Consider the following 13,766-nt stretch of genomic DNA (forward strand, 5'->3'; position numbering starts at 1 on the left):
TCACCCGACACAGACACCTGTACCAGCAAAACGATTCTGACTAACCTTTCACCCCGCCAGCGGTTAATCCGCCCACCAGCCAGCGCTGTGCCAGTAGGAACACCGCGGTAATTGGAATGGCAGACAGGACTGCCGCCGCGGCGAAGTCACCCCACAGGTAGTTTTGTGGATTGAGGTATTGCTGCATACCGACCGCCAGCGTGTAACTGTTCACATCTCGCAGCAATAGAGAGGCCACCGGTACTTCGGTAATGGCGGCAATAAACGACAGGATAAACACCACCGCCAGAATCGGTACCGACAGCGGCAACAGCACCAATCGGAATGCTTGCCAGGGCGTCGCACCATCCAGCGCGGCTGCTTCTTCCAGCGAGTTATCGATAGTTTCAAAATAGCCTTTAATGGTCCAAACGTGCAGCGCGATACCGCCCATGTAGGCGAAAATCACGCCGCCGTGGGTATTCAGCCCAATAAACGGTAAATATTGGCCGAGTCGGTCAAACAACGCATACAGCGCTACCAGTGACAACACTGCAGGGAACATCTGAAAAATCAGCATTCCTTTCAATAGGCTACTTTTTCCTTTGAAACGCATACGCGCAAAGGCATAGGCGCAGGTGGTGGAAAGGGTGACAATACCGGCGGCGGTAATCACCGCGATCTTAATCGAGTTCCACAACCACAGCATCACGGGGAACGGCGGCGGCGTCACGCTGCCATCGGCGTGAGTCACGCTCATCCCCAATGCCAGCTTCCAGTGCTCCCAGGAAATCTGGTCTGGAATCAGGCTACCGGTAGCAAAGTTGCCGGGTCGCAGTGAAATGGCAATAACCATCAATAACGGGAACATAATCAGCGCGATAAAGCAGAGCATCAGAAAATGGGTACCCAATAGACGCAAACGCTGGGATTTAGGTTGAACCATGGCCATCTGCCTCTCCTCCTTAATCAAAATTCATTTTGCTGGCTTTCAGATTCAGTATCGCTAACGCGCCTACCAATATGAAAATCAGGGTGGCAATTGCCGCCGCGAGGCCGAAGTCCTGCCCGCCGCCGCCTTCAAAAGCGATTCGGTAGGTGTAGTTGACCAGCAAGTCGGTGTACCCTGCCGGCGTTGTGGTGCCGATCATATCCGGGCCGCCGTTAGTCAATAACTGAATCAATACGAAATTGTTAAAGTTAAAGGCAAAACTGGCGATCATCAGCGGCGTGAGCGGTTTGATCAGCAGCGGGAAGGTGATTTTGGTGAAGTTCTGCCACGGCCCGGCACCGTCCATTGCGGAAGCCTCGTATAAATCGTCAGGGATGGCTTTCAATAATCCCATGCACAGAATCATCATGTAGGGATAACCCAGCCAGGTATTGACGATTAAAATCATGCTCTTGGCGGTCAGAGGATCGTTAAACCACGCCGGTTTGATACCAAACAGGTGGCTCAGCATCAGGTTAATTTCACCGAAGCTTTGGTTGAATAACCCTTTGAAAATCAAAATGGAGATAAAGGACGGCACCGCATAGGGCAGAATCAGCATCACTCGGTAAATAGCTTTGCCTTTCAATGCGTCCCATTGTACTGCGCACGCCAGCACCATGCCCACGGCGACAGTAAAGGTCACGCTCAGAACCGAGAAAATAATGGTCCAGACAAAGATTGAGATAAACGGTTTTTGGATGCCTTCATCGTGCAGCACGCGCAGGAAGTTTTTCCAGCCAATAGTGACGGTAAAGCCGGGGCTGAGTTTTTCATTTTCCCACTGTCCATCGGCGTTGACGGCCTGATAAAAGCCTTCTGCAATATTGGGCCGATAAATAACGCCTGTTTGCTTATTAATCAGCTCCCTGCCGTCTGCACCAAGCGCATACAGCGGGCTGGTTCCGGCAAATTGGCGCAGTGAACTCATGCGCAGTTCGCCGCCATCAGGCAATACCGCGACCAATTGGTTTAGCGCCTGACGGTTTTGAGTAATCACTCGCAAAGAGGCGCGTTCACCCTGTGCTTCAGTGTTGGCCGGAGCGACGTTAACTCGCTGCTCGCTCAGCCCATCGAGGCTGAAAGGCTCAGATATCAAAAGTTGATCGCTATCCGGCGTGGTGAGCTGTAAACGCCATTGATTGCCCGCAGGATAGAGGCCGAAGCCGTAGGTTTTTCCGGTCTGGAACTGACGATCCATCAATACGGATTGCGCCCGCTCAAAGGTTAACTGGTTGGTGCTGCTGTAGTTGGTAAAGGCGATGGCGATGGTACAAATCAGCGGGAACAGGACGAATAGCCCCATACCGGCCACGCCGGGGTAAACATAGCGCCAGGCATAGGCGCGACGGTTGGCAAACACGTACAGCCCAAGGCTAACCAGAATCAGCGTCACTATGGCAAAAAGATATTCACCTTGCGCATACATTAATATGATCAGATAGCAGGTAAACAGGCTGATAAGGCCAATAGCCAGCCACTTCAGCGCATCACTCTGCCACCAGGCGACTTTCTTTTTGCGTCCATAACTTTCGGTTTGGGATAACTGCATAACGGGTCCCTTTTGTGACTATTTGGCCATTCTGTAGCGACTACAGCACTGCGATCTGACGTGAAGAATTTATCAGGGCACGGAATCCGTGCCCCTTTAACGAGCAGAGCCGTTACTTGGTAATACGAGCCGCGGCATCGTTCAATGCGGCTTCTACAGTTTGTCGACCATTGATTGCGTTCAATACCGCGCTGCGCGTGGCGTACCAGAATGCGCTCATCTGCGGGATATTCGGCATGATTTCGCCTTTGGTGGCGTTATCCATGGTGGCGGCAATCTTCGGATCTTTCGCCAACTGCTCTTGGAAGGATTTCAGCGCCACGGCGCCCAGCGGCTTGTCTTTATTTACTTCAGCCAGGCCTTGGTCGGTCAACAGGTAGTTTTCCAGGAATTCAGTGGCTAACTCTTTATTCGGGCTGGCGGCGTTGATACCGGCACTTAATACTCCGACGAAAGGTTTAGACGGCTGGCCGTGGAAAGTCGGCAATAGCGTGACGCCGTAGTTGATTTTACTCTTGTCGATATTTGACCACGCCCACGGGCCGTTGATGGTCATCGCGGTTTGGCCTTTGTTAAAGGCGGCTTCAGCGATGGAATAGTCAGTATCGGCATTGATATGCTTGTTTTTCACCAAATCGACGATGAATTGCAGGCCAGCTTTGGCTCCGGCATTGTTAACACCGACGTCTTTCACGTTATAGATGCCGTTTTCAAACTTGAAGGCATAACCGCCGTCAGCGGCAATAACCGGCCAAGTGAAGTAGGGTTCTTGCAGGTTCCACATGATGGCGCTTTTGCCTTTGGCCCGCAGTTCTTTATCCAGCGCTGGGATTTCTTCCCAGGTTTTTGGCGCGTCTTTAATAATGTCTTTGTTATAAATCAGCGATAGCGCTTCCACCGCGATTGGGTAGGCGATCAGCTTACCGTTGAAACGCACCGCGTCCCAGGTGAATGGGAACAGTTTGTCCTGGAAGGCTTTGGATGGATGGACTTCGGCCAGCAGGCCGGATTGCGCGTAGCCGCCGAAACGGTCGTGAGCCCAGAAGATAATGTCAGGGCCGTCGCCGGTGGCCGCAACCTGCGGGAATTTCTCTTCCAGTTTATCGGGATGTTCGATGGTGACTTTAATACCGGTATCTTTCTCGAATTTTTTACCCACTTCTGCCAGACCGTTATAGCCTTTATCGCCATTGATCCAGATAACCAGCTTACCTTCTTCAATCTTGGCAAAAGCGGAAGAGGAAAGTACCAGCGTGGTCAGCGCGGAAAGCGCCAGGACTCGAGCGGTCTTACCAACGCCGGACTTCATGAAACTGTGAGTCATAATCCAATCCTTTTATCCAATTTTGTGGGCACCGACTTTCGTGTGAATCAATAGCCGCTTATCGGGTAGCTGTGAGTCACAGTGCGAGGTGGCAGCGACAGCGTCATAATGTGGGTGCGCTGCAATTTAGTACGCTGTCATATTGGGTCACAACCGGACACAGTCTCATCCTCCCCCCGTCTACGCCCCCGACAAGGTTATTGTGACCCAGTTAACACTGCTGCCTATTCTGTGGGGTTAGCCACAAAAATACCGGTCGAAATTTGTAAGCAGGATCACGAATTTGTCTTTCGGTGGGAACTTTCGCTTACCCCCTTACCTCTCTCATCCTCCCATCTCCTCCCCCATGAAAAACTTTGTTACGGATGATTACCAAATTGCGGCATTCCCGCAGTATCAGCAGCATCAATTTTAACCACAGTTTGCAGGGCCAGGACTATGTTGCCAGCGCGTGCCGTTCCTCATCCTACGTTGTATAGGGTTCACCCGATCAGTTTCCGTGACGGAAACGGCGACGGCATGGGGGATTATCGCGGCCTGTTGAGAGCACTGACTTATCTGAACGCCTTATCGATTGATGGGCTGGTTGTGCCACAGGATATGCAACCCTGCGAGCAGACGGCTCGGCGGTTAGCCGAACAAGGCCTGGCGGTGTGGATTAACCCACAGAGCAACGCAGGCTCCGAGGCGTTACAGCAACCGCTATTGCAAGGTGCCTTGGCTCAGCAGGTGGTGCCGTTTAGTTCGGAAAAACTGGTGTCGGTATTAGCCGAGCGTCGGGCCACGCTTTCTCAGTCCGTGTGGAGCACCGGCGACGCCGAGCGGCCACGGGTAGTGAGCAACTGGGGGCAGGGCGATCTTCGCTCCGCAGACGCTTTTCTGACCTTGCTGGCGCTATTGCCCGCGCCTATAGCGCTGTACCAAGGGGAAGAGCTGGGCTTGCCTCACGCCGCTTCGCTACAGGAACCACAAGGTGCGCAGACGCCGATGCCGTGGCACGAAGCGCCAGAGCAGGCTACGTCCGGAGAGATTCATTGGTATCAGCGTGTGGCTATTGAACATCGCGCTATGGCCATCAGCCGCCAGCAGCAGGATCCTGATTCCACCCTGCGCTTTTGCCAAACGTTGTTGGCTCTACGCCGTCAGCCGGTGATTCAACAAGGGCAACTGGCTGAAATCAGCCAGCAGAACGGCGTAATCAGATTATTTATTACCCAGCAAGATCAATGTGTTGAAGCGCTGATCAATTTGCAGCCTTATACTCAGACGGCGACGCCGTCCGAGGCAACCTTGCCAGTGGCATGGCGGCACGGCGCGCAGAGAGAAAGTCATCAGAGTGCTGGGAGTCATCGCTGGGTTATGCCGGGTTTTGCTTCCGCCATTTTTCTTCAATCGGATTCACATGAAAAAGTTGTTTGCGCAAGCAAAGGAGTAACGCATGGCTAACGTAACGCTAAGCGGCGTTTATAAGGCCTTTGGTGAGGTCGTGATCTCCAAAGACGTCAATCTGGAGATCGAAGATGGTGAATTTGTGGTGTTTGTCGGTCCGTCAGGCTGCGGGAAATCAACGCTGCTGCGCATGATAGCCGGTCTTGAGGATATTACCGCTGGCGAGTTGTTGATCGGCGGTAAACGGATGAACGAAGTGCCGCCCGCAGAACGCGGCATCGGCATGGTATTCCAGTCTTATGCGCTCTATCCCCATCTGTCGGTGGCGGAAAACATGTCTTTCGGCCTGAAGCTGGCCGGTGCCAAAAAAACTGAAATTAACCAGCGAGTTAATCAGGTCGCTGAAGTGCTGCAACTGGCGCACCTATTGGAACGTCGGCCAAAAGCCTTGTCCGGCGGGCAACGTCAGCGAGTCGCTATTGGTCGTACGCTGGTGGCTGAACCGGATGTGTTCCTGCTGGACGAACCCTTATCCAACCTGGACGCCGCGCTGCGGGTGCAGATGCGCATTGAGATTTCCCGACTTCACAAGCGCCTGCAACGCACCATGATTTACGTTACGCACGATCAGGTCGAAGCCATGACGCTGGCAGACAAAATCGTGGTGTTGGATGCCGGTAACGTAGCGCAGGTGGGTAAACCGCTGGAGCTATATCACTACCCGGCCAACCGTTTTGTCGCCGGTTTTATCGGTTCGCCAAAAATGAATTTCCTCCCAGTGAAAGTGACCGCCGTTGAGCCTCGTCAGGTACAAATCGAGCTACCGAACCGCCAGTTGGTCTGGCTACCGGTGGAAGGCGATCGCGTACAGGTCGGCGCCAATATGTCGCTGGGTATTCGACCGGAGCATCTGCTGCCAAGCAGCGAATCGGAAGTCACGCTGGAAGGCCCGATTCAGGTAGTAGAGCAACTGGGCAATGAAACACAGATTCATATCCAAATCCCCGCAATACGTCAGAACCTGGTTTACCGCCAGAACGACGTGGTGCTGGTAGAAGAAGGTGCAACATTCGCCATCGGGCTGCCGCCATATCGCTGTCATCTGTTCCGTGAAGATGGCTCTGCGTGTCAACGGCTGCATCAAGAGCCGGGCGTCTACTGACAGTGAATGTAAAGCACGCACGCCGTTAGGCAAATTAAACAGGAGATTTCTGATGACTACTCTGCGCAAGTTACCGATAGCACTGGCTGTTGCCGCTGGTGTTCTGTCAACACAAGCGATGGCCGTAGATTTCCACGGTTATGCACGTTCTGGTATCGGTTGGACAGGGAGCGGCGGTGAGCAACAATGTTTCAAAACCACCGGCGCTCAAACTAAATACCGTTTGGGCAACGAATGTGAAACCTATGCGGAAATCAAATTAGGCCAGGAACTGTGGAAAGAAGGGGATAAAAGCTTCTACTTCGATACCAACGTAGCCTATTCCGTATCACAGCGTGACGATTGGGAATCAACGGATCCCGCTTTCCGTGAAGCCAACGTGCAGGGTAAGAATCTGATCGAATGGTTGCCGGGTTCCACCATGTGGGCAGGTAAACGCTTCTATCAACGTCATGACGTTCACATGATCGACTTCTACTACTGGGATATCTCCGGCCCAGGTGCAGGTTTGGAAAACATCGATCTGGGCTTCGGCAAGCTGTCTTTGGCCGCAACCCGTAACTCTGAAGCCGGTGGCTCCAGCGCCTGGATCGATAATCAGCGTAAAGATGCAGATAAAACCATTAATGACGTGTTTGACGTGCGTTTAGCCGGATTGGAAACCAACCCAGGCGGTACGCTTGAGTTCGGTGTGGACTACGGTCGCGCTAATACTCAGGACGGTTATGCATTGGCACAAGATGCGACCAAAGACGGCGTCTTGCTGACGGCGGAACATACTCAAAGCATGTTCGGCGGCTTTAACAAATTTGTGGTTCAGTACGCCACCGATTCGATGACCTCATGGAACAGCGGCCATTCACAGGGCTCTCTGGTGAATAACAACGGCAGTATGCTGCGTATTATTGACCACGGTGCCATTAATCTGGCTGAAAAATGGGACATGATGTACGTCGCTTTATACCAGGATACCGATTGGGATAACAAAAACGGCACCACTTGGTACAGTGTGGGCGTGCGCCCAATGTATAAATGGACGCCGATCATGAGCACCTTACTGGAAGCAGGCTACGACAACGTGAAATCTCAGCGTACCGGCGACCGTAACGGCCAGTACAAACTGACTCTGGCTCAACAATGGCAGGCGGGGGATAGCATCTGGTCTCGTCCGGCCATCCGCGTGTTTGCAACCTATGCAAACTGGGATGAGAAATGGGGCTACGATAACGTTAAGGGCAGTCCTGACCTCGGGCTGGCGCAGAACGGCACTATCGGCACCGATAGCCGTGGTAAAAACAACGAAGTAACCTTCGGCGCACAATTCGAAGCCTGGTGGTAACAGCAGTGACGCAGCCGTCCTTCGGGGCGGCTGTTTGATTTTTTAAAGCAAGATCAAGTGATAACCCGATAAATTTCAAATCGCCACCTTAAAGCCGATTGAAACATAAAGGGTTATGGATTGGTTAACTTTGCCGACCTTGCCCGTGCGGAGTTAGCGCTGACGCTCAATCTATGAGGGTATAACAATGAAAAAGAATCTGCTGTCACTCTGTTTGTCTCTGGCCTTGGGTTTGACTGCGCCGCTGGCAGTGCAGGCCGCTTCTACTATTTCTCCGGCCAATGTTTCGGTTGCACCGAGCATTAGTCCATCGACTTTACAAAGCTTGCCGTGGCAACCGTTAGTTCCACCGGCGTCGCAGGAAATCAAACTGACCAACGCCAGCCCGCATATTTCTCAGGGTGAAATTGAAGGTGCGGTAGCCGCTTTCGCGTTGCCAGCCGATCGCGGTTCGATGGAAGTCACGCTGAGTAGTCAGGTGGTGGATAATAAACTCTACTCTCCAAGCGTCGTGGTGCTGGACGAACAAATGCGCCCGGCGGCCTACTATCCAGCCAGCTATTTTACCTACGAAAAAGCCGGCATCATGAGTTTCGATCGTCTTGAAGGCGTACTGAAACTGACTCCAGCATTAGGCCAAAAACAAATCTACCTGCTGGTGTACACCACCAAACAGGATCTGGCAAAAACGACTCAACTGCTCGATCCGGCCAAAGCCTATGCCCAAGGCGTAGGTAACGCAGTACCAAATATTCCCGATCCTATCGCCAGCCATGCTCCGACTGGTGTGCTGAAAATCAAAGCCACTGCGGAACAAAGCATGGGCAACATTATGATTGGTTTCACTCAGCCAGCCGCGCCCGCTCCTGTCGTGGTCGGAAATACTCAGCCCGTAGTGGCAGCCGCACCGGCTACGGTGAGTAAACCGACCGAGCCAATGCTTAACGATACCGAAAGCTATTTCAATCAGGCGATCAAAGATGCGGTAAAAGCGGGCGATGTGGATAAAGCGCTGAAACTGCTGAATGAAGCGGAAAAACTAGGCTCAACCTCCGCGCGTCAAACCTTTATTGGCAGCGTCAAAGGCAAGGGCTAGATACCCAGCGCTGCCGAATGTGGCTGGATGATTGGTGCGCCGTGGCGCACCTTTTTTCTTTGTGATCTATGGCGGCTACTGCGCGTGTGGATTTTGGTTTACGTACGAATGTATACCCCGACTGATTTTATCTGCGACATCTTTGGCGATGATTTATGATGGTTATCGCGTTCTTCCCTTTCTCAACCTTATTTCTCTTAATTAGATCAATTTACCTAATGCATTCTGCAAATGTGACGCAGTTAACTCACTGTTGTCGTTATGATCATCAGATGCTACTCGACGTGTTACCCCAAGGGCTTTCTGCGCTACAATAGCCCCATGTTGACCAATTGCGGGGAGCCAGATGTATCCCCGGCGGGAGCGAGCCGAATGTCATACGGCGAGGTATCAATTCTAAAACCTATTCAATGGCGATCTATTGATCAGCCTAATCTCAGTGCCGATATTGCCGATTGGTTGATGGAGCTGGGGTCAATGACCCGCCGTTTTGAGCAACATTGCCAACGGGTACATATCGAACCAAAGCTGGAATGTTTTATTACTCGCGATGAACTGGGTGAAGAGGCGGAACATTTGCCGATAAGCCAGCGTTATTGGCTGAGAGAAGTTATTTTGTTCGGTGATGCTCAGCCTTGGTTATTGGGGCGGACGGTGGTGCCAGAAGAAACCCTTTCTGGCTCCGATCGTGCGCTGGTGGATCTGGGAACGGTGCCTCTAGGGCGCTATCTGTTCAGTGGCGATGCTCTGACGCGAGACTATATCCAAACGGGGTTACAGGAAAAGCTTTGGGCGCGCCGTTCACTTTTACGCCTGTCTGGGAAACCCCTGTTGCTGACGGAAGTATTCTTGCCAGCGTCGCCGTTATATCAGCTTTCCAGGGTGTGACTATGAGCAAAGATTTGGGAGATAAATAAATTGGATGGAAGTGTTCTTCAAAGCAAATGGCGCGCCTATTGCCGTTTGATGCGAATTGATAAGCCTATTGGTTCACTGCTGTTACTGTGGCCAACATTATGGGCGTTATGGCTGGCAGGACGCGGTATTCCTGATGCAAAAATTCTGATCGTGTTCGTGCTGGGCGTGTTTATGATGCGTGCCGCAGGCTGTGTGGTGAATGATTTCGCCGATCGTAAAATCGATGGACACGTAAAACGCACCGCTTCACGGCCATTGCCCAGTGGCGCTGTGAGCGAAAAAGAAAGCAAAATCCTGTTTGGCGTACTGGTGCTGATCTCGTTCGGGCTGGTTCTGACCTTAAACAGTATGACCATCTGGCTATCTCTGGTGGGGCTGGCACTGGCCTGGATTTATCCCTTTATGAAGCGGGTAACCAACTTGCCGCAGGTGGTGTTAGGCACGGCATTTGGCTGGTCGATTCCAATGGGTTTTGCCGCAGTAAGCGAAAGCCTGCCGCTGGTATGTTGGTTGTTGCTGTTGGCGAATATTTGCTGGACCGTCGCTTATGACACGCTGTATGCGATGGTAGATAGGGACGATGACCTAAAAATTGGCGTCAAATCCACGGCTATTCTATTCGGTCAGTATGACCGCCTCATCGTCGGGTTGCTGCAACTGGCTACGTTGTTATTGATGGTGATTATCGGTTATCTGATGCATTTAGGCGGGGCGTTCTATTGGTCCGTTTTATTAGCCGGCGCTCTATTTATTCATCAGCAGAAAATGATTGCTAAACGTCAGCGTGAACCTTGTTTCCAGGCTTTCCTGAATAATAATTACGTTGGTTTGGTTCTGTTCCTTGGGATTCTGTTGAGCTATTGGTCATTGAATTAAACCCCAAATGATACAAATAGAAAGGGCCAGATATTATCTGGCCCTTTGCTTATTCAGCTATCTGGAAATTATTCTGCTGGTTTATCTGGAGCAGGTAACTGATTTGTCTCGGCAGGCATACTGACGCTTTCAATCGTCAGCTTCACTTCCGGCGTCATCAGGTTGCTTAGCATATTGTAAACTTCCAGCGTATGTTCCTGCACCGCATCGCCAATATCGTTGATATAGCCTTCTTCGCGCAGAGTTGCAACCAGCGTGGAGAATACGGCCTTATCAAAGAATTCCGGCGCGTTAATACCATGCAGTACGGAAAGACGCTGCGCCATGATGCGACTCTCTTTCTCCAGCGCGCCCCGATTGATGCTTGGGTTTGCGCTGAGCAAAGAGAGCGTAATTGCGTAGCGTTGCAGAGTTTCACGCACGCCAGCGGCCAGCAGCTGCAACGGACGAATACGCGCTGGATTCAACACTAATTCATCGCCTTTATCGCAAATCAACTGTTGGCGCGCCAGTTCGTTAACCAGCGTATCCAGCGTTGGCGCAAGTTCTTCCTTGGTATAATGCAGGAAAAGCTCGGCTTTCAGCATTGGGTAAATCATACCGATCTTGCGTAATAACTCGGAACGAGTAATACGGCGATGGTACATCACCATGCTAGCAATCAGTGAAGGCAGCATCAGCAAGTGCTGAATATTATTACGGTAGTAAGTCATTAACACCGCCTGCTCACGTGGCAGGATTATGATGTCACCGATGTTGTCTTTCTCTACCTCGAACTTATTCATTTTCAACGCGTGGTTCAGCAACTCTTCCGGCGTTTTATCCGGTACGGTCACATCTTTGGCGTAAGGCACATTGCGTAGCAGTTGCAGGTAGCAATCGAGTTGCTCCAACAGTTGCTCGCGAGTCAATGAACGCTGACGCGATGCCAGCAGCGCGGTAGAACATAAGTTCATTGCGTTAGCCGCTGCGGCATTATTGATACGAACCATAATTTTAGCGGCTAAATCGTTAACCGCCGGAGTCAGCCAACTTGGGCGCTGAGCTTCGATTGGATCGATAGCATCACGCCAGTCTGGCACGTTGTTGTTGAGATAAGTAGTCAATGGCAAAGGTTCGCCAAAGTTCACATAGCCCTGACCCAAATTGCGAAGTTTGCGCAGACCGCGCAGCATTTGCATCAGGCTTTCTTTCTCTTTGGTCGCGCCGCGCAGTTCTTTGGCGTATGTCCCAACTTCCATTACGTGCTCGTAACCGATGTAAATTGGCACCAGAGTAATAGGGCGGGAGCCGCCGCGTAGCATGGCCTGTATTGTCATCGACAGGGTGCCAGTTTTGGGTTCCAGCAGCCGACCGGTGCGTGAACGGCCACCTTCCACAAAGTATTCAACGGAATAACCACGGGTGAATAGCTCACCTAGGTATTCACGGAACACGGTGGAATACAGCTTGTTGCCCTTAAAGGTACGGCGAATAAAGAAGGCACCTAAACGACGGAAAATCGGGCCAGCCGGCCAGAAGTTCAGGTTGATACCGGCAGCAATATGCGGCGGTACCAGGCCTTGATGATAAAGCACGTAGGACAGCAACAGATAGTCCATGTGGCTACGATGGCAGGGGACATACACGATTTCGTGGCCATCTTGTGCCAATTGGCGCACGCGCTCGGCGTTATGAACATTGATGCCCTGATACAGACGGTTCCAGGTCCAACTCAACACGCGATCGGATAAACGCACGGCTTCATAAGAGAAGTTTGCCGCAATCTCTTCCATCAAATTGATGGCATTTTGCTGCGCTTTTTCGTGGGAAATTTTCTTGGTACGCGCTTCATCAGCCACCGCTTTTTCGATAGCTTTTGACGCCAGCAGCTTTTTAAATAGCTCCTGACGTGCCGGCAGACTTGGGCCAACGGCAGCTAAACGCTGACGAGAGAAGTGCATACGCGCGACTCTGGCCAGCTTATGGGCGATGGTTTTGTCAGTGCCGTGCTCACTGGCCATGCGGCGCAGGGAAACGGTAGTCGAGAATCGCACAAAGCTATCGCGACCCAGCCACAGTACGGCAAAGAATTTTTGTACGCCGTTCAGTACGCGCAGATGTGGTGTACCGTGACCTTCCCGGCCCGGAGAGCGGCCAAACATTACTGATACCGGTAGCATCTGAATATCCAGCTCAGGATTATTGCGATGCAGATCCAGATAATCGTGGAATAATTTTACCGATTCCTGCTTCGGGGCATAATAGCGAAATACCCGTGGGCCATTATCGATGAAAACGTGACTTGGCAGCTGTGCACCGTCTATTTCCAGTGGAATCAACGGATCGGGAAGATCTTGTGCCAGGCACTGCGCTCGCAATGTCAGCAAATCAGCCTTAGAGTTATAAGGTAAAACATACAAAATTGGACGTGACGGGTCTAACCCCAGTTCAGTCACAGGATCTGCGGGGATTACCTTGCTTTTTACCAACAATTTAAGTGGTAAATTCAGTAACTTATAATATATTTTACGCCAACCTGACATAACAACGTGAAGCCTCTTGTTAGCAATTCGCCGCAAGGATACCAGAAACTCGTTTTGAGATCTGTGGTGATCAGACTGATGGAAGCAGCGAAACTATTATCAATCCAATAAAAAGGTACATAACTCATGGCTAATCAATCAACAGGACTAACCCGTATCTATAAAGCGGCAGGTTATTCTGTGAAAGGGTTAACCGCTGCTTGGAAAAATGAAGCCGCTTTCCGGCAGGAGGCCGTGGTGGCCGTCATCGCTATCATACTGGCCTTCTGGCTTGATGTGGGAGTCATAGAGCGAATTTTATTGATCGGATCTGTCGTCTTGGTGGTGGTGGTTGAAATTATCAACAGTGCGATTGAAGCGGTTGTTGACCGGATTGGCAGCGAGCTGCATGACCTTTCAGGTCGGGCAAAGGATATGGGGTCCGCCGCAGTGCTCATCACTATCCTGCTGGCGGTATTTATTTGGGCTACTGTGCTGTGGCAATACTTGAATTTGGCATAGTTCAGGGAAAGAGCAAATAGTGGTGAAGAACAATACAGCCATTAATCCCTGTTTTTATTCACTCTTCGGTTCCCAATAGGGGTTTGGCTGTATATACTCACAGCTAAACTGTAT

11 protein-coding genes are annotated in these 13,766 nt (G+C 51.4%); 7 read left to right on the forward strand and 4 right to left on the reverse strand.

The features are described 5' to 3' along the window. Positions 1-40: 40 nt before the first annotated feature. The 3 genes from malG to malE form a co-directional block, all read right to left on the reverse strand. Positions 41-931 carry a maltose ABC transporter permease MalG gene (malG, locus tag DBA33_RS03830; protein WP_049598118.1) on the reverse strand — a complete coding sequence of 297 codons (891 nt, stop codon included), beginning with the start codon at positions 929-931 and terminating at the stop codon, positions 41-43. Between the two features lie 13 nt (positions 932-944). Next, positions 945-2,522 carry a maltose ABC transporter permease MalF gene (malF, locus tag DBA33_RS03835; protein WP_064515525.1) on the reverse strand — a complete coding sequence of 526 codons (1,578 nt, stop codon included), beginning with the start codon at positions 2,520-2,522 and terminating at the stop codon, positions 945-947. Positions 2,523-2,634: 112 nt separating this feature from the next. Continuing rightward, positions 2,635-3,846, reverse strand: a complete 1,212-nt coding sequence (malE, locus tag DBA33_RS03840; RefSeq protein WP_049598064.1) for a maltose/maltodextrin ABC transporter substrate-binding protein MalE — start codon at positions 3,844-3,846, stop codon at positions 2,635-2,637. Positions 3,847-5,043: 1,197 nt separating this feature from the next. Here malE and DBA33_RS20610 point away from each other — a divergent pair. From DBA33_RS20610 to ubiA, 6 genes are all read left to right on the forward strand, one after another. After that, positions 5,044-5,292 carry a hypothetical protein gene (locus DBA33_RS20610; protein ID WP_049598117.1) on the forward strand — a complete coding sequence of 83 codons (249 nt, stop codon included), beginning with the start codon at positions 5,044-5,046 and terminating at the stop codon, positions 5,290-5,292. Next, on the forward strand, positions 5,285-6,397 hold the full coding sequence (gene malK / locus DBA33_RS03850) for a maltose/maltodextrin ABC transporter ATP-binding protein MalK (protein WP_120805618.1): 1,113 nt from the start codon (positions 5,285-5,287) through the stop codon (positions 6,395-6,397). Before DBA33_RS20610 ends, malK begins: the two co-directional genes overlap by 8 nt. Before the next feature lie 52 nt (positions 6,398-6,449). After that, the gene (locus tag DBA33_RS03855; protein ID WP_064515519.1) at positions 6,450-7,736 is read left to right on the forward strand and encodes a maltoporin; all 1,287 of its coding nucleotides are present in this window, start codon (positions 6,450-6,452) and stop codon (positions 7,734-7,736) included. Between the two features lie 187 nt (positions 7,737-7,923). After that, a complete protein-coding gene (gene malM, locus DBA33_RS03860) occupies positions 7,924-8,832 on the forward strand; it encodes a maltose operon protein MalM (RefSeq protein ID WP_064515516.1) in 909 nt (302 codons plus the stop codon). Between the two features lie 372 nt (positions 8,833-9,204). Further along, entirely contained in the window at positions 9,205-9,720 is a 516-nt protein-coding gene (gene ubiC / locus DBA33_RS03865; protein ID WP_064515513.1) for a chorismate lyase, read from the forward strand. Positions 9,721-9,750: 30 nt separating this feature from the next. Next, positions 9,751-10,626: a 4-hydroxybenzoate octaprenyltransferase gene (gene ubiA, locus DBA33_RS03870; RefSeq protein WP_064515511.1), complete on the forward strand. Its 876-nt coding sequence runs from the start codon at positions 9,751-9,753 to the stop codon at positions 10,624-10,626. A 68-nt stretch (positions 10,627-10,694) separates the two neighbouring features. Here ubiA and plsB read toward each other — a convergent pair whose 3' ends face one another. After that, the gene (gene plsB, locus DBA33_RS03875) at positions 10,695-13,151 is read right to left on the reverse strand and encodes a glycerol-3-phosphate 1-O-acyltransferase PlsB (RefSeq protein ID WP_064515510.1); all 2,457 of its coding nucleotides are present in this window, start codon (positions 13,149-13,151) and stop codon (positions 10,695-10,697) included. Between the two features lie 126 nt (positions 13,152-13,277). Here plsB and DBA33_RS03880 point away from each other — a divergent pair, with 126 nt between their 5' ends. Next, on the forward strand, positions 13,278-13,652 hold the full coding sequence (locus DBA33_RS03880) for a diacylglycerol kinase (RefSeq protein ID WP_064515508.1): 375 nt from the start codon (positions 13,278-13,280) through the stop codon (positions 13,650-13,652). Positions 13,653-13,766: the final 114 nt, after the last annotated feature.

Origin of the sequence: Yersinia sp. IP36721 (genome assembly GCF_003634395.1) — a bacterium.
GTDB lineage: Bacteria > Pseudomonadota > Gammaproteobacteria > Enterobacterales > Enterobacteriaceae > Yersinia > Yersinia entomophaga.

Excerpts from the sequence above, each read along its gene's own strand:
- malG (WP_049598118.1), bottom strand. The coding sequence starts at position 931 with ATGGCCATGGTTCAACCTAAATCCCAGCGTTTGCGTCTATTGGGTACC.
- malF (WP_064515525.1), bottom strand. The coding sequence starts at position 2,522 with ATGCAGTTATCCCAAACCGAAAGTTATGGACGCAAAAAGAAAGTCGCC.
- malE (WP_049598064.1), bottom strand. The coding sequence starts at position 3,846 with ATGACTCACAGTTTCATGAAGTCCGGCGTTGGTAAGACCGCTCGAGTC.
- malK (WP_120805618.1), top strand. The coding sequence starts at position 5,285 with ATGGCTAACGTAACGCTAAGCGGCGTTTATAAGGCCTTTGGTGAGGTC.
- DBA33_RS03855 (WP_064515519.1), top strand. The coding sequence starts at position 6,450 with ATGACTACTCTGCGCAAGTTACCGATAGCACTGGCTGTTGCCGCTGGT.
- malM (WP_064515516.1), top strand. The coding sequence starts at position 7,924 with ATGAAAAAGAATCTGCTGTCACTCTGTTTGTCTCTGGCCTTGGGTTTG.
- ubiC (WP_064515513.1), top strand. The coding sequence starts at position 9,205 with ATGTCATACGGCGAGGTATCAATTCTAAAACCTATTCAATGGCGATCT.
- plsB (WP_064515510.1), bottom strand. The coding sequence starts at position 13,151 with ATGTCAGGTTGGCGTAAAATATATTATAAGTTACTGAATTTACCACTT.
- DBA33_RS03880 (WP_064515508.1), top strand. The coding sequence starts at position 13,278 with ATGGCTAATCAATCAACAGGACTAACCCGTATCTATAAAGCGGCAGGT.